21 protein-coding genes are annotated in these 25,669 nt (G+C 36.4%); 13 read left to right on the plus strand and 8 right to left on the minus strand.

The features are described 5' to 3' along the window. Positions 1–200: 200 nt before the first annotated feature. Both ACFSUL_RS04955 and ACFSUL_RS04960 read right to left on the minus strand, forming a co-directional pair. Positions 201–1,433 (minus strand): aminopeptidase, encoded by a 1,233-nt coding sequence (locus tag ACFSUL_RS04955; protein WP_377933254.1) that lies wholly within the window; start codon positions 1,431–1,433, stop codon positions 201–203. A gap of 141 nt (positions 1,434–1,574) precedes the next feature. Next, positions 1,575–2,018: an RrF2 family transcriptional regulator gene (locus tag ACFSUL_RS04960; protein ID WP_377933256.1), complete on the minus strand. Its 444-nt coding sequence runs from the start codon at positions 2,016–2,018 to the stop codon at positions 1,575–1,577. A gap of 170 nt (positions 2,019–2,188) precedes the next feature. On the opposite strand from ACFSUL_RS04960, the gene hmpA reads away from it, so the two are divergent. After that, positions 2,189–3,412, plus strand: coding sequence for an NO-inducible flavohemoprotein (gene hmpA / locus ACFSUL_RS04965; RefSeq protein ID WP_377933258.1), 1,224 nt, complete (start codon positions 2,189–2,191; stop codon positions 3,410–3,412). A gap of 94 nt (positions 3,413–3,506) precedes the next feature. Here hmpA and ACFSUL_RS04970 read toward each other — a convergent pair whose 3' ends face one another. Next, the gene (locus tag ACFSUL_RS04970; protein ID WP_377933260.1) at positions 3,507–3,674 is read right to left on the minus strand and encodes a hypothetical protein; all 168 of its coding nucleotides are present in this window, start codon (positions 3,672–3,674) and stop codon (positions 3,507–3,509) included. A gap of 180 nt (positions 3,675–3,854) precedes the next feature. On the opposite strand from ACFSUL_RS04970, the gene ACFSUL_RS04975 reads away from it, so the two are divergent. Then, complete coding sequence (locus ACFSUL_RS04975; protein WP_377933262.1) at positions 3,855–4,229, plus strand: DnaJ family domain-containing protein; 375 nt, start codon at positions 3,855–3,857, stop codon at positions 4,227–4,229. A 409-nt stretch (positions 4,230–4,638) separates the two neighbouring features. On the opposite strand, the gene ACFSUL_RS04980 is transcribed toward ACFSUL_RS04975, so the two are convergent. Continuing rightward, a complete protein-coding gene (locus tag ACFSUL_RS04980; protein WP_377933392.1) occupies positions 4,639–6,069 on the minus strand; it encodes a methyl-accepting chemotaxis protein in 1,431 nt (476 codons plus the stop codon). 296 nt (positions 6,070–6,365) lie between these two features. Between ACFSUL_RS04980 and motA the strand changes: the two genes are divergently transcribed. From motA to ACFSUL_RS04995, 3 genes are all read left to right on the plus strand, one after another. Beyond that, a complete protein-coding gene (gene motA, locus ACFSUL_RS04985) occupies positions 6,366–7,163 on the plus strand; it encodes a flagellar motor stator protein MotA (RefSeq protein ID WP_377933264.1) in 798 nt (265 codons plus the stop codon). After that, complete coding sequence (gene motB, locus ACFSUL_RS04990; protein WP_377933394.1) at positions 7,150–7,917, plus strand: flagellar motor protein MotB; 768 nt, start codon at positions 7,150–7,152, stop codon at positions 7,915–7,917. The genes motA and motB overlap by 14 nt, the downstream gene beginning before the upstream one ends. A gap of 178 nt (positions 7,918–8,095) precedes the next feature. After that, positions 8,096–10,561 carry a PAS domain S-box protein gene (locus ACFSUL_RS04995; protein WP_377933266.1) on the plus strand — a complete coding sequence of 822 codons (2,466 nt, stop codon included), beginning with the start codon at positions 8,096–8,098 and terminating at the stop codon, positions 10,559–10,561. A gap of 345 nt (positions 10,562–10,906) precedes the next feature. Here the strand turns inward: ACFSUL_RS04995 and ACFSUL_RS05000 are convergent, their stop codons facing one another. After that, positions 10,907–11,131 (minus strand): DUF1128 domain-containing protein, encoded by a 225-nt coding sequence (locus ACFSUL_RS05000; RefSeq protein WP_071413418.1) that lies wholly within the window; start codon positions 11,129–11,131, stop codon positions 10,907–10,909. A 550-nt stretch (positions 11,132–11,681) separates the two neighbouring features. Between ACFSUL_RS05000 and ACFSUL_RS05005 the strand changes: the two genes are divergently transcribed. The 6 genes from ACFSUL_RS05005 to ACFSUL_RS05030 all read left to right on the plus strand — a co-directional run bounded on the left by ACFSUL_RS05005 (position 11,682) and on the right by ACFSUL_RS05030 (position 17,962). Next, positions 11,682–12,176 (plus strand): low molecular weight protein-tyrosine-phosphatase, encoded by a 495-nt coding sequence (locus ACFSUL_RS05005; RefSeq protein ID WP_377933268.1) that lies wholly within the window; start codon positions 11,682–11,684, stop codon positions 12,174–12,176. Beyond that, positions 12,163–12,549: a hypothetical protein gene (locus tag ACFSUL_RS05010; protein WP_377933270.1), complete on the plus strand. Its 387-nt coding sequence runs from the start codon at positions 12,163–12,165 to the stop codon at positions 12,547–12,549. The genes ACFSUL_RS05005 and ACFSUL_RS05010 overlap by 14 nt, the downstream gene beginning before the upstream one ends. A gap of 14 nt (positions 12,550–12,563) precedes the next feature. Further along, on the plus strand, positions 12,564–13,406 hold the full coding sequence (locus ACFSUL_RS05015) for a YihY/virulence factor BrkB family protein (RefSeq protein WP_377933272.1): 843 nt from the start codon (positions 12,564–12,566) through the stop codon (positions 13,404–13,406). Between the two features lie 184 nt (positions 13,407–13,590). Continuing rightward, entirely contained in the window at positions 13,591–15,321 is a 1,731-nt protein-coding gene (locus ACFSUL_RS05020; RefSeq protein WP_377933274.1) for a LytS/YhcK type 5TM receptor domain-containing protein, read from the plus strand. Between the two features lie 17 nt (positions 15,322–15,338). After that, on the plus strand, positions 15,339–16,058 hold the full coding sequence (locus ACFSUL_RS05025; protein ID WP_377933276.1) for a LytR/AlgR family response regulator transcription factor: 720 nt from the start codon (positions 15,339–15,341) through the stop codon (positions 16,056–16,058). A gap of 458 nt (positions 16,059–16,516) precedes the next feature. Continuing rightward, positions 16,517–17,962, plus strand: a complete 1,446-nt coding sequence (locus ACFSUL_RS05030) for a carbon starvation CstA family protein (RefSeq protein WP_377933278.1) — start codon at positions 16,517–16,519, stop codon at positions 17,960–17,962. Positions 17,963–18,530: 568 nt separating this feature from the next. Here ACFSUL_RS05030 and ACFSUL_RS05035 read toward each other — a convergent pair. Together ACFSUL_RS05035 and ACFSUL_RS05040 are read right to left on the minus strand one after the other, a co-directional pair. Then, positions 18,531–20,450 carry a heavy metal translocating P-type ATPase gene (locus tag ACFSUL_RS05035; protein WP_377933280.1) on the minus strand — a complete coding sequence of 640 codons (1,920 nt, stop codon included), beginning with the start codon at positions 20,448–20,450 and terminating at the stop codon, positions 18,531–18,533. Between the two features lie 525 nt (positions 20,451–20,975). Beyond that, positions 20,976–22,163, minus strand: coding sequence for an MFS transporter (locus ACFSUL_RS05040; protein ID WP_377933282.1), 1,188 nt, complete (start codon positions 22,161–22,163; stop codon positions 20,976–20,978). A gap of 255 nt (positions 22,164–22,418) precedes the next feature. Between ACFSUL_RS05040 and cax the strand changes: the two genes are divergently transcribed. Beyond that, complete coding sequence (gene cax, locus ACFSUL_RS05045; RefSeq protein WP_377933284.1) at positions 22,419–23,471, plus strand: calcium/proton exchanger; 1,053 nt, start codon at positions 22,419–22,421, stop codon at positions 23,469–23,471. A 154-nt stretch (positions 23,472–23,625) separates the two neighbouring features. Then, positions 23,626–24,438 carry a YfkD famly protein gene (locus ACFSUL_RS05050; RefSeq protein ID WP_377933286.1) on the plus strand — a complete coding sequence of 271 codons (813 nt, stop codon included), beginning with the start codon at positions 23,626–23,628 and terminating at the stop codon, positions 24,436–24,438. Positions 24,439–24,480: 42 nt separating this feature from the next. On the opposite strand, the gene yfkAB is transcribed toward ACFSUL_RS05050, so the two are convergent. Then, complete coding sequence (gene yfkAB / locus ACFSUL_RS05055) at positions 24,481–25,611, minus strand: radical SAM/CxCxxxxC motif protein YfkAB (RefSeq protein ID WP_377933288.1); 1,131 nt, start codon at positions 25,609–25,611, stop codon at positions 24,481–24,483. Positions 25,612–25,669 lie beyond the last annotated feature (58 nt).

Genomic DNA, 25,669 nt, shown 5'->3' on the forward strand with positions numbered 1-25,669 from the left:
AGATAGTTTATCGATATTTTAGAATTTTTTTACTCTTGCATAGGGAAAGGGGGAAATATAGAAAAAATAATGAGCTAGTAGTAGAGAGGGGGAAGGAGCGGAAACGATCGGCAATGGAAAAAATGATTCAGTCGTAACGAATATATGAAAAAAGCCGGACCAAGCCAAAAGGCAAATTAGTCCGGTTTTTATTAGGATTCTTATACTGCCCAATCACCTTTGCGGAAGATTGGTTCTGTTGTTCCGTCTTCTTTTATTCCGTCGATATTCATTTCAGCAGAGCCAATCATAAAGTCGACATGTGTGATGCTGTCGTTTAGGCCGTTTTCAGCAAGTTCTTCTTTAGACATTTTCTTTCCACCTTCAATACAGAATGAATAGGCACTTCCGATTGCAAGGTGATTAGATGCATTTTCGTCAAAAAGTGTATTGTAGAACAGAACGTTCGATTGAGAAATTGGTGAGTAATGAGGTACTAATGCAACCTCTCCTAGATAGTGTGACCCTTCATCTGTTTCTACAAGACGTTTTAAAATATCTTCGCCTTCTTCTGCTGTTACATCGACAATGCGTCCATTTTCAAATGTAACAGTGAAGTTATCGATAATATTACCGCCGTAGCTTAATGGTTTTGTACTAGAAACAGTACCGTTTACTCCTGTTTTTAGTGGAACAGTGAAGACTTCTTCTGTTGGCATATTTGCCATAAAGTTAACATTTTGTTCACTAACGCTTCCTGCGCCAACCCATAAGTGACCTTTTGGAAGTTCGATTGTTAAATCTGTTCCAGGTGCTGTGTAGTGGAGTTTATGGTAATTTTTTTCGTTTAGATAATCAACTTTTTCATGAAGTTTTTCATCATGTTGTTTCCAAGCTTCCACTGGATCATCTTGGTCGACGCGTACGGCTTTAAAAATCGCATCCCATAATTCTTCTACTTGCTTTTCAGAAGGAGAATTAGGGAACACTTTAGCAGCCCATTCTTGTGATGGAGCGGCAATAACCGTCCAGCTGATTTTATCTGATTGGACATATTGACGGTATTTTGCCATTGCTTGCCCAGCTGCCTTTTGGAAGTTAGAAATTCTTTCCGGATCTACTCCTTTTAAAAGATCAGGACTAGAAGAAACGATGGACATAAATGCTGCGCCATTTTCTGCAAGTTCCTCATTTTCTTTTGCCTTCCATTTAGGGAACTCGTGGAATGATTCATCAGGTGCAAGTGTGTAGCGGTATCGTGTTACTGTGTCATCGTTCCAATTAACGTTTACATGTTTTGCTCCTACTTCATACGCTCTTTTTACAACTAAACGTGTAAACTCAGCAGTATCGATAGAAGCATTAATGACAAGTGTTTGATCTTTTTGCACATTTACACCGACACGAACAGCTAAATCAGCATATTTTTCTAAGTTTTTTTGGAAATTAGTCATATATGTATTCTCCTCTTTTTTCAGAATGTTCTATTACATTTTTATTTTAACAGTGAGTGGTATGTTTGCAAGTGTTTACCATTAAAAGTTTTTTATGCATATATAAAAAACCTTCCTCAATTAAGAAGAAGGAAAAAGTTTTTACTTATTATTGTTTTGAAATAGTAGTCTAAAGTCTACAGGATTAGCAACGATGTCCCTTAATGTATATTCATCAAGAACTGTTAGATAAGCGTTCAATGCTTTTCCTAGCACATGTCTTAAACCACAAACAGGCGTGATGGCGCAAGTATTGTTTTGGCCATCAAAACATTCAACAAGGTGAAAATCCTCTTCGGTTTTTCTTATAATTTCCCCGATGTTAATGTCATCTGGTTCTTTTGCTAGTTTGATGCCGCCATTTCTTCCGCGAACGGTTTCGATAACTTCCATTTTCCCTAATTCATACGTCACTTTCATAAGATGGTTCTTGGAAATACCATATGCTTCTGCGATTTCTTTTATATTGGAAAGTTCATCTTTTGGCTTAGATGCCAAGTAGATTAGAACCCGTAAAGAATAGTCTGTGTAAAGTGTCAATTTCAAGGATTTCACCTTCTTTGCGTTTAGTAATTACTTCTTCTATTATACTTGGTGTTCACTGGGCTGTCTAAATGTGTCTATATTATTAAAGATGTATTCAAGATATTGCTTTAATGACTAATTCCAGTTAAGTTAAAGATGTATTAAAAATATATCTTTTAGAGGTGAAAGAAATGTTATCTCAAAAATCTATTGATATCGTAAAATCAACTGCACCAGTCTTAGAAGTGAAAGGTGTAGAAATAACAACCTGCTTTTATCAAATGCTATTTTCTAATCATCCGGAATTACTAAATATCTTTAATCATGCAAACCAAAAACAAGGAAGACAACAAACTGCGTTGGCAAATACGGTATATGCAGCTGCACAGCATATCGATCAACTAGAAGTGTTACTACCAGCAGTGAAACAAATTGCTCACAAACATAGAAGCTTAGGAATTAAACCAGAGCATTATCCAATTGTTGGTAAGTATCTTTTGAAAGCAATTAAAGAAGTGCTAGGGGATGCCGCAACGGACGATATTCTTAAAGCGTGGGAAGAAGCGTACGGTGTGATAGCACAAGTGTTCATCGACATCGAAGAAGAAATGTACAAAGAGACTGAAAGTAAACAAGCGGGATACCGTGGATTTAAAGAATTCTTTGTTGCGAAAAAAGTAGAGGAAAGTGACGTTATTACATCTTTCTATTTGAAACCAAAAGACGGAGGAAGTGTTCCTACGTATCAACCAGGTCAATATATAACTGTAAGATTACGCGTTGATGAGGAAGAATATGTCCTAAATCGTCAATATAGTTTATCATCTGCTCCTACTAAAGAATATTTCCGAATTTCAGTAAAACGAGAAGCAGAAAATGAACCAAAAGGAAAGGTTTCAAATTATCTTCATGACCATATCAATGAAGGAGATAGTATAGATGTGAGTGCTCCTTCTGGTGACTTTTATTTAGATATTGATGAAACTAATAAAAAAGCAGCTTTAATTAGTGGTGGGGTTGGAATTACACCAATGTTGAGCATGCTTGATACAATAGCTCAGAAGACACCTGAACGGAAGACAGCATTCATCCATGCAGCAAGAAACGCAAAAGTTCATGCATTTAAAGAAGATGTAAAGGAACTCGTTGCTAAATTAGATGCTGGTGAGTTATGTTTTGTGTATGAAGATAAGAATGAAACAGATGCTCACTTCACTGGATATGTAAATAAGGAAGTTTTAGCTAAGTATGTTGATGACAATACAGATTGTTATGTATGTGGTCCTGTTCCATTTATGAAAGCAGTAGTGTCTGCATTGCGTGAAATGGGAATGAAAGAAGAAAATATTCACTTTGAGTTTTTTGGACCAGCAATGGATATGGCTCCAGAGCAAAAAGAAACAGTAAATCAATAATAATTAATGTGGAGGCTGATCAGTTGTTTATGATCAGCCTCTGTTTATTATAATGCTTCAATCAATGAAGAGTCTTCATTAATTGAAGCTCTCTTTATAATCGATGCTGATCATCATCAACACGATTTTTAAAAGCTTCTTGTGTTACGATTAATTCTTCATCCTCTATTCTTTCTTTTGTATGTTTTTCTGTTAATCCATCTTTAGGAAAATCTCCTGGATGGCCTTTTCGCTTATGGTTAAAGCTTGCACCTCTTGCCATGTATACCACTCCTTATTGTTTGTTCTGTCATAGTTTTTCCAGCCGGTATAAGAATATGTAGCATGTTCTTAGAGAGAAAGAAATGTCAAACTTTCGACATAATAGCTAAGTGCAAAAGAATGGATAAGTAGAATATAATAACAGTACAAAGATCGGAATAAGCAAAGTAGGAGGGATGAAATGGATTTTTCTACACTTATTGCGGAACAAAGAATTAAAAAAGCATATGAAGATGGGGAGTTTTCTAATTTACCCGGTTTTGGAAAGCCAATGAACCTAGATGATGATAAAGGGATACCTGATGAGCTCAAGATGGCTCATCGCATTATGAAGAATGCTGGTTTTTCAATGGAAGAAACAACACTTCGCAAAGAACTTGTTCAAATAGAAGACCTTATTCGTATTTGCGAGGATGAAGCGGAAAAGGAAGAATTGAGAAAAAGTTTAAATGAAAAAATGGTAAAATTCAACTCACTCCTTTCCAAAAAAAGAATAAATACAAATAGCTCTATATTCAAAAATTATGAGCAGAAAATAGAAAAAAAACTATTGTAATTAGAAAAGTGGAAGCGGCTTGGTCAGCTCGTGAAGAAAATAGGAATTCCCCTCAAAAGGCGCTTTTTGCCTTTAGAGGGGAATTATCTTTTTCACAGCGAGCTAGCCGCTGGAACTAGACAAAGAAAAGTGGAAGCGGCTTGGTCAGCTCGCGAAGAAAATAGGAATTCCCCTCAAAAGGCGCTTTTTGCCTTTAGAGGGGAATTATCTTTTTCACAGCGAGCTAGCCGCTGGAACTGGACAAAGAAAAGTGGAAGCGGCTTGGTCAGCTCGCGAAGAAAATAGGAAATCCCCTCAAAAGGCGCTTTTTGCCTTTAGAGGGGAATTATCTTTTTCACAGCGAGCTAGCCGATAAAACTAGACAAAAAGGTCGGGAATTTTTCATTTAATTCCCGGCTCTTTATAGTAGTTACGATTGAATTTTAACTTTAATTCGTTCTGTAGTTTCCAATGTATCGTGAACATATTGTGCAATTTTTTCATTATCGGTATTCAGTTCCTCAATGGTTGCACTTATTTCCTCTAATCCTGCTGAAGCTTCTTCAATAACTGCTGCTAAATCTTTTGTTGAGATATCTACTTCTGCTGTCTGCTCTTTTACAGAAGTTGCAGAGGCATGCAAATTATTAAATTCACTTTGAAGGTGATGCAGTTTTTCTCGTAAAGAGCGAAAGGAGGTGGTAACATTTTCTGTCGCTTGTAGATTCTCAGATAGTTTGGCATTACTTTGCTCCATTTTATCGAGAGCACTTGAGTTAACAAGGTTGACAGAAGTTAAGTTGTCGTTAATTTGTTGGGCGGCCTTTCTTGTTATTTCAGCAAGTTTTCTAATTTCATCAGCTACAATGGAGAAGCCTTTACCTGCTTCACCCGCTCTTGCTGCTTCAATGGAAGCATTCAACGCGAGTAAGTTCGTTTGGTCGGTAATATCTTGGATACTGCTGGTAAACGTATTTATTGTTTCAATTTTTTTTGTTAAGTCTTTAAAGGTTATACTTAGTTCTTCAATCATCGTTTTTAATTCATTCATATTTTGATGGAGATTTATTATTTTTTCATTTCCGTTTAGTGAAATCTTGTTTGCTGCTTCTGAATAAGAGTATAGCTCATTAGACATAGTAGCAATCGCTGTCATTTTACTCATTGTCAGTCCTGCAATAGCAGCGATGGAATTAATTTGATCAGTTTGTGTTTGGCTGCCTGCAGATATTTCTGAAACGGCATAGTTCATTTCGTTCTGTGAGATGAGATGTTGTTGAATGCTACTATTGATTTGCTTAACTTTTGAGGAAATGGTTAAAAGCTCTCCTTCTAACTCTTTATTTTGTTCCTCTTTCACTTTCCCCTCATTTTCGGCGTTACGAATAAAAGACTGTAGTTGTTTAAATTGGTTTTGATTTAACTTTATTAAAACTCCAAGCACGATTCCTTCGGAGATATAAACAAGTAAAATTGGCATAAATAATTCAGAAAAAATAACATCGTCACTAGGAGCCACCCAATTATTTACGAGTAATAGTATAAATCCCATCGTATACCCAAGTGTAAAAATTCCCGATTTGAAATGAATTGCTGAAAATAGTGCTAAAAAGATTAAAATGATAAGTAAGGAAGGGTTACTTCCTAGCAAGAGAATGTTTAACCCAGTTAATAGATAGGTTGTAACAACAACGAGGTAAGCAAATAATTCAGCTTTCTTTAGTACTAATTGAAAGACGATGTAAAAACCGAACAAGCATAAAATTTGGGAGGCATAAATCATTATTGTGGGGATTCCTGAGTGAGTTAAAATTGTAAAAGCTAGAGCAGAAAATAAAGATAAGGAAAAGGAAACTAACATCAGTGTGTTTTTTTTCTTTATATCCTGATGTACAAGGTCATGAATTGTCAAAATAATCGCCCCTTACGTAAGAATATCGTCATGAAATGTCCTTTATTAGTATTATCCTGTAAAAAACGGAAAAATCAATATATTTAATTAATTATTTGATAATATTTTCCTAGTAACTTAGAATCATTAGATTGTGAAGGTTTAGATATTTTAAATGAAGAAAATAGCTTGAATGTATCAAAATTTCATTACTTTAGCCGATAAAAAAAGTAACAAGAAATAATATATAAGGTGGAACAGAAATTATGGATAAAACAACAATAATAGGACTAATTTTAGGTGTAGTAGCTGTTTTCGTTGGGATGGTAATGAAAGGAGCAGGTCTTGCTAATTTAATAAACCCTGCAGCAATCCTTATTATATTAGTAGGAACGGCTGCCACTGTAATTATTGCATTTCCTTCATCTGAAATTAAAAAAATTCCAAAATTGTTTGGAATTATTTTTAAAGAAGCTAAATTACAACAACCAAAGGAATTAATTACGTTCTTTTCAGAAATTGCCGATCTTGCTCGTAAAGAGGGACTTTTAGCGTTAGAAGTGAAAGCGAATGAAGTAGAGGACGTATTTTTGAAAAATGGATTGTCTCTTGCAGTTGATGGACAAAATGCTGACTATATTAGAGATGTGTTAAATGAAGAGATAGATGCAATGGAGGAAAGACATTCAGCGGGAGCATTAATCTTTACACAAGCAGGTACATATGCACCGACTTTAGGGGTACTTGGAGCCGTTGTTGGTTTGATTGCAGCTCTTGGTGATATGAGTGATATAGATAAATTAGGTCATGCTATATCAGCTGCTTTTATAGCGACTTTATTGGGGATTTTCACAGGTTATGTTTTATGGCATCCGTTCGCCAATAAATTGAAACGTAAGTCACAACAAGAAGTGAAATTGAAAATGATGATGATTGAAGGAATTCTATCCATTATAGAGGGAGAAGCTCCGCGAGTGATTGAACAAAAGCTTGCTTCCTATTTACCAGCAAGTGAGAGAGTTAAATTATTAGAAGGAAGCGGGGATAATGATGAGGCGGCGTAAGAAAAAACGTCATGAAGAACATGTAGATGAATCTTGGCTCTTACCTTATTCTGATTTATTAACACTTCTTTTAGCTTTGTTTATTGTTCTTTTTGCTTCAAGCAGTATAGATGCCCAAAAATTTGAAGCTATGTCCAAAGTCTTCAGTGAAGTCTTCCATGGTGGAACAGGAGTCATGCAGCATCAAAGCCCTGTTGAGGAAGGCGAAACATTTCAAGAAGAGACGAAGGAAGTAACGGAAGACGATAAAGAAGAAAGCACTCATGCTGTAGCATATAAAAAAGACCAAGAAGAGTTAAAGGCGATTCAAGAAAGGGTAAATAATTATATTGAAGAGAACAGTTTGGAGGGGCAATTTGCTACAAAATTGACTTCAGAAGGACTGTTATTGACGATTAGAGATAATATTTTATTTCCATCTGGTTCAGCGACAGTAGATAGAAAAGATGAAAGAATAGCAGAAGAATTATCTCGTTTACTAGAAATGAAACCGCCAAGGAATATAATTATAAGTGGGCATACAGATAATGTTCCAATAGGCAATGCAAATTTCGAATCAAACTGGGAATTAAGTGTTATGAGGGCAGTTAATTTTATGAAGCTCCTTTTAGACAACCCTGACTTGGATCCAGAGTGGTTTAGTGCTAAAGGGTTTGGAGAGTTTGAACCAACGGCCTCCAATGATACGGCAGAAGGAAGAGCGAAGAACAGAAGAGTAGAAGTGTTAATTTTACCGAGAGTGCAACCAGAATAAATTCAAAGAACTAATTCCTTTTTTGCGGAATTAGTTCTTTTTTATAGGCTGTTTTTATCAAGGTTGAGAATTGAGCTATCCTTTAAAGCACTGTTTGCCTAATTAAGATGTATATACTCTTTTAGCATGATTTCATTTATATGTGTGATTTGATAAGGTAAGATAGGGATAGAAAATAATGAAACGAAAAGGGAGAAAAATGGAAGAAATAAACGGTAACCAAACTATTTTTATTGACCAGTTGCAGGCTCCTGCTTTTATTGTAAAGAATAACACGAGACTAGTAAGAACTAATCAGAAGTTTGAAGAACTAGTAAAAATATATCCTAATATATTAAACGAAATTCTACAAAATGAATATGTGGAAATTGGTTCTTATCTCGTTACAACAAAGAGCTTAGAGGCCGAAGACAAATTATACGTTTTAACACCATTTCAAGAACCAATCCAGAATATTAGCAATATGGAGAGACCTCCTAAGGCGACGAATGTAGATTCAAGGTCTGTTATCTATGAATCATTAATATATAATAGTCCCACATGTGTTTGTATCGTTGATAATCAAGGGATAATACTGGAGATGAACCCATCGTTTCTTTCTTTATTTAATTTAACGGAGGAATTGATAGGTACCCATTTATTGGAACATTCTTCATTCTCTAACTCTTCGTTAGCGTTACTTCTTGTAGAGGGGCTTCGGGGAAAGCGATTTATGGGGAAAGAAGTTGCTTTTCCTATTGATGGAAAAGATTCCTGTACGGTAAGTATTACACTGGCTCCTGCTAGTTTCACTAGTAAAGGGGACATAGAATCAGTCGGCATTATTATGCACGATATGACGGAGAAAAAAAGGTTTGAGCAGGAGCTGCTTTCATTAAAAGTAGAGCTAGAAAATACGCTAAAATTGCAAAAGTCAATCACCTATAAGATAAAAAAGAAAAAAGATAACTTTATCATTGATATGGCAGCAGGTGATTTATTAAACAGGCTTGATTTAACTCCTGAAGATATAATTGGAAAACGGATACAAGAAATTTTCGATCATAGCCATATTCATAGACTCCAGCCTAAATTAAAATCAGTTTGGGAAACAGGGAAGGAGTTAACATATGAAGGAAAGTACAAGTCATTAGAGTATATTTCTTCTGTGGTACCTGTAATAAGAGATGGAGAAGTAGTGGAAGTGATCTGTTCTGTTTCAGATATTTCCTTGTTAAAAGATGTTCAAAGAAAGCTACTGGAGAATGAACAAAAATATAAATCAATTGTTCATTACAATCCTGATTATATTTTTATGCTAAATACAAGTGGCATTATTAATGAAATTAATCCTGCTGCTTATGAACAGTGGGGGAATATGGATACAAGTATAATAGGAGGGCATTTTAGTCGTTTTATTGTAGATGGTTATCGTAAGAAAGCAATTGAGCAATTTGAAAAAACCTTTAAAAGTGAACCTACAAAGTTTATCACTGTTGTCGATGATGGAAAAGGGGGGAGGATGCACCTTTCCTTAACGAATATTCCTGTTAAGATTAATGATGAAGTCATTGGTATTTATGGTATCGGTAGAGATATTACGGAAAAGTTAAAAATGGAAGAGGCCTTGATAGAAGCAAAAGAACTACTCGAGGCTTATTTTGAGCATTCTGCCGATGGAATTGCATTACTTGATCCAGAAGGTCAAGTATTAAAGGTGAACCAGCAATTTGGAGACATGTTCGGCTGGAAGGAAGAAGAAATAACAGGGAAGCCTATTACCTTCATACACCGAAAGGATCAAGTAGATCAATTCAAGAGAAATATTGAAATAGTCAAAGCTGGAAAGCGTATTAATGATGTTGAAACAGTGCGTTATCGAAAAGACCAAACACCGATTGACATAGCATTTAATTTGAGTCCTATTTTGAATAAGCAAGGGAATTTGATTGGGATATCAGCCATTATAAGAGATTTATCAGAAAAGAAACGTCAGGAAGACTTATTAAAAAAATCAGAACAACTGGCGATGATAGGGCAATTGGCTGCAGGGGTAGCACATGAAATTAGAAATCCGTTGACAACGTTGAAGGGATTTCTACAGCTTATTGTAGAAAGCTCCAATAATAGTTTTTACTTAGAGGTCATACAAGGAGAGCTCGATCGAATTGAACTGATTACAAACGAATTTCTGGCATTATCCAAACCGAGAGCTGTCCAATTTACGATGTGCTCATTTACTTCATTGTTGACTAGTTCTGTTGAGTTTATCAAAATGGAATGTTTGAAACAAGGGGTAGATGTTCAATTCTCTGTTGATGATGTAGAAATCTATTGTGATGCCCATCAAATGAAGCAAGTAATACTAAATGTTATGAAAAACGCATTAGAAGCTATGCCAAAAGGTGGGTTATTAAATGTTTCCTTAGAAAAAAAGGGGAAACATGCCAAACTGCTGATTCAAGATAACGGAAAAGGAATCCCTCCAGAAAGAATGAAGCATCTAGGCGAACCATTCTATAGTACGAAAGAAAAGGGTACAGGATTAGGGTTGATGATTTGTCAAAAGATTATGAAAGAACATCACGGTTCTTTTACGATTCACAGTGTAATGGGAGAAGGGACGAAAGTCGAAATTAAAGTTCCACTTGGAAAGACTAATTAGTAGGTATCGATTGTAAAGAGAATTTGCAATAGGTATAGGTGTGCCCTCGTCGTTTTTATTAATGTTGTCGAAATAAGTATGAATGGGGTTATTGCTTATTTTGACAAAAAACTTCATCGTAATGTTACGAGGGGAGGGAAAATGTTTATTTTCCAGGAAATATTGGGGAAGAACAAAATCTGCAAGTTATGAAACGACAAGAGGAATTTGTCTAACGATAGCGAACACCTTGGGTCTCTATACAGCTGCTAAAACGAAAAAAGCTGCTGATACAATGAATATCAGCAGCTTCTTTATTGGCTAGATTGAGTGTCTAGTCCTGGCAAGGCACTTGCGCATTTGTTTCTATTGTTTTCTCAAAGTTCCTAGTTCTTCAACGATTGCTTGCATTTCACTAGGACTAAAACGATCTTTTTTATTCACCATTTCATAAATGTCTTTTAGCTCTCCGTACATTTCCTCGTCGAAATGAGAAGGTTTAATCGCACCAACATTAACGACACGAAGTTTTTCTTTAATAGCATCAATCATATACTCTACATTTGCAGTCGACTTCTGTGAAAGATCCATTCTCTTCATCCTTTCCATTCTAAACTATTATATCTGTTATCTCTCTATCTTAACATGCTACAATTAATTGCGTTAGGATAATTTTCAACAGGAAATTCTGGATTTTCAAATGACTTTGATAATACCCAAAGTCATTTGAAAAATAATGTAATAAAGAACAATATCCTTTTTATAATAGATTATAATACAAATATCCCTTTCTAAACATACATCCAAGAGCCTTTTAAAAAGATGTTTTACAATGAAAATTAGTGGGGAATAGAAAAGCGAAGGCGGCTCGTTTAGCTCGTGAAGAAAATAGGGATTTCCCTCATAAGGCGCTTTTTGCCTTTAGAGGGAAATCATCTTTTTCACAGCGAGCTAGCCGCAGTAGCTGGACAAAGAAAAGCGAAGGCGGCTCGTTTAGCTCGTGAAGAAAATAGGTTTTTCCCTCATCCCTCCCCGAGGAGTCTTGTGCCTGTAGCGGAAATCAACAGACTAAATTTATAGGTGAAAACAACAATCTATGAGAGAAGAGCCTTAGATAATGATAAGAATAAGGAGAATGAGAATGATTAATGTACTATTTGTTTGTCTAGGAAACATATGTAGGTCCCCAATGGCAGAGGCGGTTTTTAAATCTTTAGTAAAAGAGAAAGGACTAGAGAACACTATTAAGGTAGATTCAGCAGGTACAGGAAACTGGCATGTAGGGAACCCACCTCATGAAGGAACACAGGAAATTTTACAGAAAAATAATATTAGTACAACCGGTTTAACAGCAAGGCAAATAAACGAAAATGATTCCAATTATAATTATATAATTGCCATGGATGAAAGTAATAAGGAAAATATATTAGATGTACTTGGTTCGCGACATCAAGAAAAAGTTTTTCAATTATTGGATCTCGTGGAAGAAGCAGTAGATAAAAATGTCCCAGATCCATATTTTACAGGAAATTTTGAAGAAGTATTTGAACTTGTAACAAAAGGATGTAATAACCTTTTAAATAAAATTATGGTGGAGAATAATTTCGAAGGAGGGCAAAGATATGGGGAAAAGTAAATTTTTGAAAGGTGTTATCGTTGGAGCGGCAGTGGGGGGACTGCTGTCTTTGCTAGATAAAAATACAAGACAAGAAGTGGGAGCTTCAATAAAAAACAGTGGTGATTGCATAACAAAGTATTCTAAAGATCCGCAGTTACTAATTGACTCTTCTAAAGAGATTTATCAAAAACTTCGAACAACGGCAGATCAAGTAAGTCAAGATATTCATTTTATTAATGAAAAAGTAGATGAAATAAAAGGCATGACGCCTCAAGTAAAAGAAATGATTGAGGATACAAAAGATACTTTTCAACACTCTACTGAGGTATACAAAGAGGCTTTACATGAGGAAGAGGAGCAAGAAGAATTAGACTCATTCAAAGGCTATTAACCTGAGGTGAAATTATGGGAAACGAAGTAGTTGAAGGAGGATGGGGGAATTTTTTAAAAAAACTTTTTATTAAAATCAAAGAAACAGATGTAACGGGTTTAGCGGCACAACTAGCTTACTTTTTTCTTTTATCTCTTTTCCCGCTATTAATATTCCTTGTTACATTGCTTCCCTACCTACCATTTACGCAAGCTGATATTCTTGGAGTCATACGAGACTTTGCTCCTGGAGAATCGATAGCTATGATAGAGAATACGTTAAAAGAGATATTGTCTAATCGAAACACAGGATTACTTTCATTCAGTATTATCGCTACGATATGGTCAGCTTCTAATGGAATGAATGCGGTTGTGAAAAGTTTAAATAGGGCATACGAAGTGGAGGAAACACGGACATTTATTGTGGCAAGATTAATGTCGATGGTACTCACTCTAGCGATGATTTTCGTTTTCGTTATTGCCTTATTATTACCGGTCTTCGGGAAGCAAATAGGAGTATTTTTATTTACTCAGTTTGGTTTTTTTGACCATTTTCATACGATTTGGGATAGAGTGCGCTGGACGATTAGTCCAATCATTTTATTTATTGTATTTGTAGGATTATACTATTTTGCTCCTAGTAAAAAAATAAAATGTTTAAGTGCTTTCCCCGGAGCAATTTTTGCTACAGTCGGATGGGTGTTAGTTTCGTTGGCATTTTCGTATTATGTCAGCAATTTCGGAAACTACTCCGCCACCTATGGGAGCATAGGTGGAATCATTGTATTAATGATTTGGTTCTATTTATCAGGGATTATTATCTTGGTTGGCGGACAAATTAATGCATTGGTTCATATTAAAGAAGGAAAAGACTGCTAATCTCTTGCTAAAATCATTTGATTCCTTAGGAGCTATTTTAAAGGGAAATTTCTGATTGAAAGAATGTCTGTTATAAGGCATTCTTTTTTACATTTTCGTTTATGATAATCTAATCGCGTCTACCTTCGTTTTTCTTGTAGGATAAAAAGGTAGAATATAATAAAAAATGGAGGTGAAAAAGTCTTTGTTAATAGCGGCCATGATTGAAAGGTTAGGAATTATTGTAACGATTGCTTTTATTATGACAAGAATTGGGTTTTTCCGTAAGCTAATCGATGAAAAGCATCAGGTAAAGAGATTCCAAACACTTTTACTTATTATAATATTTGGTGTTTTTGGTATCATTGGTACATACACAGGACTTATCGTTAATCCGTTGGAAGATCAATACGGAAAATGGCAATGGAGCCTTCAACAAGAGGAAGCAATCGCCAATTCACGTGTCATCGGTGTTGTTGCAGCGGGTCTATTGGGAGGCTGGAAATTAGGATTAGGTGCAGGGATACTTGCTGGTGGACATCGTTATTTTATGGGAGGATTTACAGCGTTATCCTGTGGAATTTCAACGATTATTGCTGGGCTCTTAGCAGGATGGATTGGTCAAAGAGAGAAAAGGCTGAAATTGATTTCACCAAAAACAGCTTTTTTCATTGGAATGCTAGCAGAAGCTATCCAAATGCTCGTTATCCTTCTTGTGTCAAAACCAGTGGAGAAAGCGTATTATCTCGTATCCGATATCGGTATTCCGATGATTATTGCAAATGGGATAGGAACGGGAATATTTATTTTAATAATAAAAAGCGTTGTGCAAGAAGGAGAAAAAATTGGTGCAGTACAATCGCAAAAGGCACTTCGAATCGCGGATAACACAGTGAAGTATATGAGAAAAGGGCTTAATCCTTCCTCGGCATACTATACATGTCAAATACTTATGAGAGAAGTCCAAGCAGTTGCAGTATCAATAACAGACAGGTCTCATATTTTAGCACACGTCGGATCGGCATCTGACCACCATAAACATGGGGCTTTCATTCAAACGGAAGCAACGAAAAAGGTAATAGAAACAGGAGAGGTTATGGTAGTCGAGAAAAAAATGATTCAATGTGATCGTTCAGATTGTCCGTTAGGCGCTGCTATAATGGCGCCATTGCTAAAAGAAGGACAGGTTGTAGGCACATTAAAGTTTTATTTTAAATCAGAAAAAGACATTTCATCAATCTTAATTGAATTGGTCAAGGGTCTATCAACACTTTTAAGTCACCAACTTGAATTAGCGGAAGTTGATTATCATAAAGAACTAGCAAAACAGTCAGAAATAAAAGCACTTCAAGCACAAGTGAATCCGCATTTTTTATTTAATACCATTAATGTCATCGTTTCACTTATACGAGTTGATCCGAATAAAGCAAGAAAACTACTTTTATCTTTATCCCATTTTATTCGACAGAATCTAACTGGAAGTACAAAGCCAACCTCTTCTTTAAAGGAAGAGTTAGGGCATGTGAAAGCATACTTGCTTATTGAAGAGGCTCGCTTTTATGACAGACTTCAAATTTTTTATAAAATTGATGAGACAGCATTGCATGTACAGGTGCCATCGATAACATTGCAGCCACTCGTAGAAAATAGTATTAAGCATGGAATGAGAAATCAATTGGAAGGCTTCTACTTAGAAATTTCAATTTCGAGCAGTGAGGAATGGGTGACGATATCTGTACAAGATAATGGTGCTGGAATAGAAGAGGAAAGGTTAGCTACATTAAAACAAAAACCAGTAAAGTCGGAAACGGGAACGGGAATTGGATTATACAATGTTAATAAGCGACTCGAGATGATGCTTGGACAGGATTCTGGCTTACATATCCAATCAACAGTGAATAAAGGAACCTCTATAACATTTAATGTGAAAAGGTGAAGGGAGGAGAGGGAGCGATGGACGTAATTATTATTGATGACGAACCGTATAGCAGAGTAGAACTGAAACATTTACTAGAGGAATACAAAGATATAAAAGTGGTAGGTGAAGCTAGTTCTGCAGAAACGGGCATTCCATTAATATTAAAAAATGAACCTCAGGTAGTATTTTTAGATATAGAAATGCCTGGAATGAACGGTGTAGAATTGGCAGAAACATTGACAAAGTTAAAAAATAAACCAGAAATAGTTTTTGCTACTGCTTATCCTGACTATGCAGCAAAAGCCTTTCGAGTTGACGCGATTGACTATTTGCTCAAACCATATGACGAAGAACAACTGCAAGAAACGATTGCTAGATTGCAAAAACATTTAAAGCCAGAAGTTACGATAGAAAAACAATCAATGAAAGGCAAGCTAGCTGTTCAAGATGAAGATAAAATTGTTTATCTGCAACCGAAAGAAATACAATATATCTATCGTGAAGAACGTGATACATACATTTGTACATCTACAAAAAAATATATAAGTAAATCACCTATTAAAGAGCTAGAAGCAAAACTAGCAGGATATAATTTCTTCAGAGTACATAAAAGTTATCTTGTGCAACTATCCTACGTGAACGAATTGATTCCTTGGGGAAATGGTGTGTATCAATTAAAACTGTCAGGGGTAAAAGAACCGATCCCAGTAAGTCGGAATTATGTGAAGGAATTAAGGGAGAGTGTAGAATTATAGGAAAAGGCTGGCCTACATACTTATCCAATGCACAACGGTGTCTGTCGCCTTATCTTTTCTTAAAAAAGTATGCCCTACTTACTATTTGAACAAAGTGGCTACATCTGTTGGGGACTGACAACGAAAAGTAATCGGCAGATACTATATTAAAAAAACGGCTGGGCAACCGTTGTGTTTTAATTGAGTACCTGCTAATTACATCACGGTGTCAGTCCCCACCTACTAAGAATTCTATTAAACAGGAAAGTAAATCATTTACTCTTCAAATAGATAAGGGGACAGACCCCGTCTGCATTATATGGGGTGTAGTGCAAGGTATTAAAGCGATGTAAGATAAACAAGAAATATGTCATGATAAACACAATTTTCAACATGTTAGGCGGAATTGTGACTTTTTTGTGAATCTGTCTGTTAAAATGAAAGCGTATTCATTAATAAATAAACGGAGGCGGATCCTAATGGTCACATTCCTATTATCTATAGTTATTTTAATTATTGGCTACTTTACATACGGAAAAGTAGTTGAAAGAATTTTTGGTGTAAAAGATGAGCGATCAACGCCTGCTTATTCTATGTCTGATGGTGTTGATTACGTACCGATGGGGACAAAGAAAAACTCAATGATTCAGTTACTTAATATTGCTGGAGTTGGTCCTATCTTTGGTCCAATAATGGGTGCTCTTTACGGGCCTGTTGCATTTCTATGGATTGTGTTAGGATCCATTTTTGCAGGTGCCGTGCATGATTACTTAACAGGTATGATTTCAATTCGAAACCGCGGAGCACATTTACCGGAATTAGCAGGGAAGTTTTTAGGAAAAACAATGAAGCATGTTGTAAATGCCTTTTCTATTCTTTTATTAGTATTAGTTGGAACCGTTTTCGTAACGGCACCAGCTACACTTATTGCAGATTTAACACCAGGATGGATCGGTTTAGGCGTAATTATTGCTGCAATATTTGTGTATTATATTGTGGCAACACTACTACCAATTGATAAAATTATCGGACGTCTTTATCCATACTTTGGAGCTTTATTATTAATAAGTGCAGTTGGGGTTGGAGCTGGACTTGTTATTACAGGCGCAGATATTCCAGAGGTAACATTAACAAACTTACATCCAGCAGGAACTGCCATTTTTCCATTATTATTTTTAACGATTTCTTGTGGCGCACTTTCTGGTTTCCATGCAACACAATCACCAATCATTTCTCGTACAACGCAAAAAGAGAAACAAGGCCGTAAAATCTTTTATGGAATGATGATTCTTGAAGCAATTATTGCGATGATTTGGGCTGCGGCTGCTATGAGTTTATTCGAGCCGGGTGAATTAAATGCTATTTTAAACGACGCAGGACCAGCGGCTGTTGTAAGTGAAGTGTCAACGCTTATGTTAGGTGCATTTGGCGGAACACTAGCAATTCTAGGTGTCATTGTACTACCTATCACTTCAGGCGATACAGCGTTTAGAAGTGCTCGTATGATTATCGCGGATTATATCAATGTAAAACAAATGAAAATCTCGAGCCGTCTTTGGATTGCTATCCCATTGTTTGTCATTTCCGTTGCGCTTACTCAAATTGATTTTAACTTATTATGGAGATATTTCTCCTGGGCAAACCAATCGACAGCGATGATTGCACTCTGGGTTGGAGCAATGTATTTGGCTCTACAACGAAAAAATCACTGGATTGCATCTATTCCAGCGGTGTTTATGACAATGGTTACGTTCACGTATATTCTAAGTGCTCCAATCGGATTTGGATTATCCATGAACATTTCCTATACAGGAGCAGCTATCATTACAGTCGTTTGCATTTTCGCCTTCATCATTAGTCTGAAAAAACGATTGAATACAGATACAGAAATACAAGTAGATGATGACTTACCACAAACTGCTTAAAAAGAAAAGCGGAAGCGGCTTGGTCAGCTCGCGAAGAAAATAGGGATTTCCCTCGAAAGGCGCTTTTGGCCTTTAGAGGGAAATCGTCTTTTTCACAGCGAGCTAGCCGCAGTAGCTAGACAAAAAGAAAAGCGGAAGCGGCTTGGTCAGCCCCGACAAGCATAAGACGAGTATCCCGGAAAGGCGATCTTTGCCTTTTTGGGGTACTTGGCTTATGACCTCGAGGGGCTAGCCGCAGTAGCTAGACAAAGAAAAGCGGAAGTGGCTTGAACGAAATAAAAAAGAGTTTGCCGGTTTTTTCCGGGAAACTCTTTTTATATTTCGTGCACAATATTAGTGTAAAGAAGGAGGGGTAAACAATGACAAAACATACGAAAAAAGATGGCGGAACGAAGCAAAAAGGTAAAAACAAGCCAAAGCATAAAACATCGGGTTCTGCTAATGGCCAAAACGGATATCACTAAATAATTTTGCTAAAAAACTCGTTCTTTAATCACTTAGATGTAAAGAGACAAAAACAACAGTAATTAAAGCGGGACTGTACCACTATCTAGTACAGTCCCGTTTTTTATTTTAAGAGTCGTAATCCATTTAAAATAACTAATATTGTACTTCCTTCATGACCAATAACGCCGAATGGTAGCTGAAGTAGTTGTAAAAAGTTTGTGGAAATTAAAATCATGATCACTGCGATAGAGAAAATAATATTTTGTTTAACGATGCGATTCATTTTTTTCGAAAGCTTGATGGCATCTGCTATTTTCGCTAAATCATTTTTCATTAGGACGATGTCTGCTGTTTCCAATGCGACATCTGTTCCTTCTCCCATTGCAATGCCGACATTCGCTGTTGCAAGAGCAGGAGCATCATTTATTCCATCGCCAACCATTGCGACAGTTTGATAATTATCTTTTAGCTTCTTTAGCTCTGAAACTTTTGTTTGTGGAAGACATTCTGAAATATAGGATTTTACATTTGCCTCAGCAGCTATTGCAGCAGCTGTTTTTTCACTGTCACCTGTTAGCATGATTGTCTCAATTCCTTCTTCTTTTAGCATTTGAAGGGCTTTTACTGTTTCTTTTCGGACAGTGTCTTTTAATGCAATAACCCCAACAATTTTCGCTTCTTCTTTTATAAAAACAGTTGTTTTTCCTTGTCTTTCAAGCTCTTCATAAATTCCGTTTGAAAATTGTTTTGCGGCGCTTTTATCTACAAATTCTGCTTTTCCTATTTTCCATTCTTTATCAAACAAAATTGCTTTTACTCCCCAGCCTGCAACATCTTCAAGGTTTTGTGGCTGTGAGAGCTTTGTAGTTGTCTTTTTTTTAACATGGTGGACAATTGCTTGTGCTAATGGATGATTCGATTGATTTTCAATGGAAGCAATAATTCCTAGCAACTGGTTCTCTTCATAGTCTGAATGTAAAATAACGTCTGTTACGACAGGCTTTCCCTGTGTTAAAGTACCGGTTTTATCAAATGCAATTGCTTTGAGGTTACTAAGATTTTCTAGATGTATGCCACCTTTAAATAAAATCCCATTCCGTGCACCTTTTGAAATAGCAGCTAAGGAAGCTGGCATAATTGATGCAACAAGTGCACAAGGAGAAGCAACGACCAATAAGACCATGGCGCGATAAAATGTTTCTGTCCAGCTCCAACCTAATAAAAAGTGGGGGACAAACAACATAAGAAATACAACGACTAAAACGATTTTTACATAAGTTCCCTCAAACTTCTCAATAAAAAGCTGAGAAGGGGATTTTTCACTTTGGGCTGTCTGAACAAGATCAATAATTTTTTGAAATAACGACTCACTGTTCGGCTTTGTAATTTTAACGGTTATCGCACCATTCATATTAACCGTTCCTGCGAAAACCTCATCCTCTAATTGCTTCGTAACTGGAAGTGATTCACCGGATATTGCTGCTTCGTCAATCGTTGTCGTTCCAGACACAATCACTCCATCTGCCGGCACCCTTTCACCAGGTTTAATCAAAATAGTATCACCGATTACAAGTGTAGAAACATGAACATACTTTTCTGTTCCTCCTTTAACAAGGAGTGCTTGTTCTGGTTGAAGATCCATAAGAGAGGAAATTTCCTTTTGGCTTTTGTTCATTGTATATGTTTCAAGCGCACCACTGAGAGCAAAAATGAATATTAGAATAGCACCTTCTGCCCAATAGCCGATAATAGCGGATCCTATTGCTGCAAATACCATGAGCATTTCTACATTTAACTCACGGTTTTCGATTGTTTCTTCAATACCTTCCTTTGCTTTTGCGAAACCACCAATAACGAAAGCTAATAAATAAAGAACAATAGAAAGAGTAGTTGTTTCTTCGGGAGAAAATAACCAGCCCAATAAGATAAAAACTCCACTGACTAAGGCCGCAATTAACTCAAGGTGAGGAAGTACTTTTTCCCATAGTACAAATTTTTGATTTTCATTTTGTATGGTTAAGGTCTTTGGTTGAGATTCCATTCGCATCATACCCCCTATGTTTTTCCTTTGATAATAAAAAATATTTGTTTTTTGTTACGTCTAGCTCCAGCGCCTAGCCCCTCGAGGTCATAAGCCGATCAGCCAAAAAGGCAAAGGGCGCCTTTCTTGTCTGCTCGTCTTACGCTTGTCGGGGCTGTTCAAGGCGCTTCCGCTTTTGGTTACGTCTAGCTCCAGCGCCTAGCCCCTCGAGGTCATAAGCCGATCAGCCAAAAAGGCAAAGGGCGCCTTTCTTGTCTGCTCGTCTTATGCTTGTCGGGGCTGTTCAAGGCGCTTCCGCTTTTGAGTCTTATTGATAACAATAATCAGCGTCATTTCCCCTATAAAACGACGAAAGCTGCCATCTATAAAAGATGACAGCATGATTGCTTTAGATTTATTACAATATTTAATTTAGGATATAGGTGTATGTCCTTTCGATTGTGTACAGAAAGGAAACGTCACTTAGTTTCAAATATCTTACCATATATACTATGCGCTAAAAAGAGATTTGTTTAAAAGAAGTCCTTAACTTTTCAGGCTATTATCTAATACGGATTGTGGTTTTTCACCAAAAAAGGCTGTAAACGCAAAGATAATGAATAATAAAAAGCTTATTATGAGGAAAAAGCTTATATTCTCAAAAAACTGAATAAACAATCCACCTGCATACGGACCAATAAGGCTTCCGATACTAAAGGCAACTCCACATAGTAAGTTTCCCGTTGGAAGGAGGTTTTTAGGCATTAAGTCTGTCATATAACTAATTCCAAGACTGAATGTGGAACCGACTACCATTCCAGCTACAAACAAACATGTGCATAGTAAAATGAATGAATTTTCCATAAGACTAGCAGAAGTAAAGCTGACAGATCCAATCAGTAAAATATAAATAAGTGTGGTTCTTCTTCCGATTTTATCACTAATAATGCCGAGTGGTAGTTGAAAAACAATTCCACCTATCGCAAAACAAGTCAAAAGAATAGAAATATTTCCTACTTCTAAGCCCATTCGTAAGCCATAGACAGGGAAACTCCCATTAAGTGAGGCTTCAAGGAATCCATAACCAAGCGGTGGAAGGAAAGCGACCCATCCATATTTAGTAGCCTTTGAAAAACGTTTCATTGTTTCTTTAAAAGAGTTCATTTCAATATCTTGTTCTGGAAAATCATTACGTAGCACAAACAGAAATAACCACGTAACTAAACAAAGTAATGTGGAAATGATGAACGGCAATGATTCATTTACTTTTACAAGCGGTGTCATTAGTGGACCAACGGCAAATCCAATCCCAAAAAATAATCCGTAAAGAGAAATATTTCTTCCACGTTTACTTTCCGCAGAGAAGGAGGTAATCCATGTTTGGGTTCCAAAGTGCAGGGCATTATCGCCAATTCCAATTACAATTCGAAGGAAAAACCAAAACCAAATGGATTTCCAAAGTGGAAATAATGCAAGGGAAACAATTACTAACAATCCTCCTATTATAATGACTGGCTTATATCCATATTTTCTTAATGGATGTTCCATAAAAGGGGATATTAATAATATTCCTATATATAGGCCTGTAGCGTTTAGTCCATTCATAGTGGAAGATACTCCATCACTCTCAAAGATGACTGCTATTAAGGGAAGGAGCATTCCTTGACTAAAACCAGATATAGCAACAACGCTCACTAATATCCAAAACCTGTATTTTTGATCCTCGTTTTTCATATAACAACCCCAGTTTCTATCGTAAATTACCAAATTTTTTCTACTATTTGATGTTATCGTCATTTAGGGTTATTGGCAAGATGAAAAAGTGATGGAGTAAAACTCGAATTTAATTTTGTTGCTAATGAAACGAAAGAGGAATTGCGGGCTCTGTGCTGTAAAAAACAGTATTTGATTAGAGCGGCTCTTAAAAAAACTTGTAGTTCCTGTGACTTGGTAAGAAGTCTAAAAATATAGAGAAGAGGGAGAAAAGTAATGGGTAAAATATTTTCAATCCTTGTATTTGTGGGTGTTCCATTATCTATTATCGGGACATTACTAAACTGGTCTAGTGTCATTATGTTTGTTGTTTATTGTGTTACTATCATTGCTCTTGCAAGTTTTATGGGGCGTTCAACAGAGAGTTTAGCTATTGTGGCAGGGCCGAGAATCGGAGGATTACTTAATGCTACATTCGGAAATGCTGTAGAATTAATTATTTCGATCTTTGCTTTGCAAGAAGGCCTCATTGAAGTTGTACTTGCGTCATTAACAGGGTCGGTGTTAGGGAATTTACTGTTAGTAGCTGGACTTTCCTTTTTTATTGGCGGTGTGAAATTTAAAAGACAGAAATTTAATGTATTTGATGCTCGTCATAATTCAGGGTTATTAATGTTTGCTGTTATTGTTGCTTTTGTTATTCCAGAAGTATTTGCAACAACAATGGATGAATCAACAACAATATCGTTAAGTGTTGGGGTTTCGATTATTTTAATTGCACTTTACTTAGCGGCATTATTCTTTAAGCTTGTCACACATCGTGGCGTGTACCAACATAATGGCGAAATGGAGCAGGAGCATGAAGAACCGGAATGGAGTAAAGGCAAGGCAATACTCATTTTGGCATTAGCAACAGCAGCCGTTGCTTACGTTTCTGAGAACTTAGTTCACACGTTTGAAGAGGTTGGAGAGACATTTGGGTGGAGCGAGTTATTCATTGGGGTAATTATCGTAGCAATTGTCGGTAATGCAGCAGAGCATGCATCAGCTGTAATCATGGCTTATAAAAATAAAATGGATGTTGCTGTAGAAATTGCAGTCGGTTCGACACTTCAAGTAGCAATGTTTGTTGCACCAATTCTTGTTATCATTTCCTTATTTCTAGGTACGCATATGCCATTAGTATTTACCGTACCTGAGCTTGTCGCTATGGTTTCATCGGTATTATTAATGGTTGTGATTTCAAATGACGGGGAGAGCAACTGGTTTGAAGGCCTGACGCTATTAGCGGCTTACTTTATTATGGCGATTGGTTTTTATCTCTTATAAAAAATTTATCCGTGTATTCTTTGGCAAGGAAAATTGGATACTTCTTTCTTTGAAGAAAGTGTTGATAGATTTATTTTTTATGGATAACTGTAAGCAGTTAGGAAAAAACTAATTAAAAACTAAAAGCATTCTATGGAAAGAAAGGAGCTACCTCATGAAGAAGTATCGGGTTATTTTTATACTGTTATTGTCCTTACTAGTCCTATCTTCTACTATTCAAGCGGAAAATAAAAAGCCATCTCCGTCTGATAAACAAAAAGCAAACATTCCAAATTCTGTGTTAGATATAACAAAAGAAAATACGTATCCTAATCCAACCCAAGACTTACCGTACTTACAGCCTAGTGAGTTAACACAGGAATTGATTGATACATCAAAGGTGGAAATTGAAAATCCAAACCTTATTCGCATGCTGAATGAATCTACTATGAATAAGAGTCCCTTTTCAATTGGAATGCGGGCAACCATTTATTTAGGAGAATGGCCCTTAAACTATTCATCAACGGAAACGGCACCTAATTGGGAGTATCAAAAAATTAATACAAACTACTATGACAACCGTAGTGGTAAGTCAAATTACAAGCTTCACTACGTTCAAGAAGCACAGAAAAAAGTAAATGGAGGATTGACGGCAAAGGTTCCTCACTCGGAAGATGTACAGAAAATGATGCTTCTGAAAGCAATGGAGAAAACCAAGTTACCACTTTCCTTTAAAACAATTATCGGTGCGGGAACGAAAAAAGATCAGGTTTATAATATTGAGCCAAAAAGATTAGGCTATTTATATGCCTATGCACCTGCAGTAAATGAAAAAGGGAAAATTACGTATGGCGAGGTGTACCTTGTAATGAAAGGCTCTAAAAGAACGATTGTTGTTAAAAATGTAACATCACAAGGAATTGGAGCATGGATCCCCGTTCAAGACCATGTTTCATTCGGCTTCGTTGCAAGCGATTCACCAAGGTAAAGAAAAAGGACCACTCTTAATAGAGAGTTGGTCCTTTTTTAGCTAGGGTCTACTTATATTGGCAGTTTTTTTACTAAAATCTGTGTTTTGATAGTACATCGACTTTACTAAAACATTAGGTCCTAAACATTTTGCCATCGGACAATGGCAGTTTAATTCTTTTGCCAACGGTTGTTGAAGCCATTTTTGAAAGGTATCTGGCAAGGAATCTGTTTGAATATTGCCTAGTGGTGGGGTGTCACCAAAATCTGTAACGATTACATCGCCGGTAAAAATATTTACATTTAATCTAGAACGTCCATCGGGATCATTTCGAACTGTTACATTTTTAGCACTATACAATCTCTCCAATAGCTGTAAATCACTTTTATTACTACTACATGGATAAATAGGAAGTGTTCCAAAAAGCATCCATACATCTTCATTTCGAATATCTAGTAATTGGTGAATAGCCGCCTTTGTTTCTTCTAATGACAGTGTTTCTAAGCTTGAAGCAAAATCGCTTGGGTACATAGGATGGACCTCATGGCGTCCACATTTCATTTCCTCTACAATTTGACGGTGGATTTTTTCTATGTATGGAAGTGTCCGTTTATTTAACATAGTCTCAGCTGAAACGAGAACCCCATTTTCAGAGAGTGCTCGACTATTTTCAATCATTCGGTCAAATAATTTTTTTCGCTGCTCCCTTGTTGGCTTTCGTTCCATATTGGCAAAACCAACATCAATAAATTCATCTATCGTGCCCCAGTTATGAGAGATATGCAATACATCCAAGTACGGTGCAATCATCATATAACGATCCAGATTAAGCGTTAAGTTTGAATTAATCTGTGTACGTACGCCTCTAGAATGTGCATACTTTAGTAGAGGGAGAACATAATTTTCAACCGATTTTTTTGATAGCATCGGCTCTCCTCCGGTTATACTAAGAGAGCGAAGCGTTGGGATTTCATCAAGCCTTTTTAACATTAATTCAATTGGTAAAGCTTGAGGGTCCTTTGGCGAAAGGGTATAGCCAACAGCACAATGTTCGCATCTCATATTACAAAGTGTAGTTGTTGTAAACTCAATATTGGATAAAGTTAGGTTTCCATGTTCCTCGACATCGAGGTATGCTTCCCAAGGATCATGGTCAATACTTAGTGTATTGTTGTATGTTTTGGTTGTCATCGAAAAACTCCTTTTCATTACTGCCCTACTCATTATCGAAAAAAGAAATGCGTCTTGT

Origin of the sequence: Bacillus seohaeanensis (assembly GCF_042684945.1) — a bacterium.
Taxonomy (GTDB): Bacteria; Bacillota; Bacilli; order Bacillales; family Bacillaceae_B; genus Rossellomorea; species Rossellomorea seohaeanensis.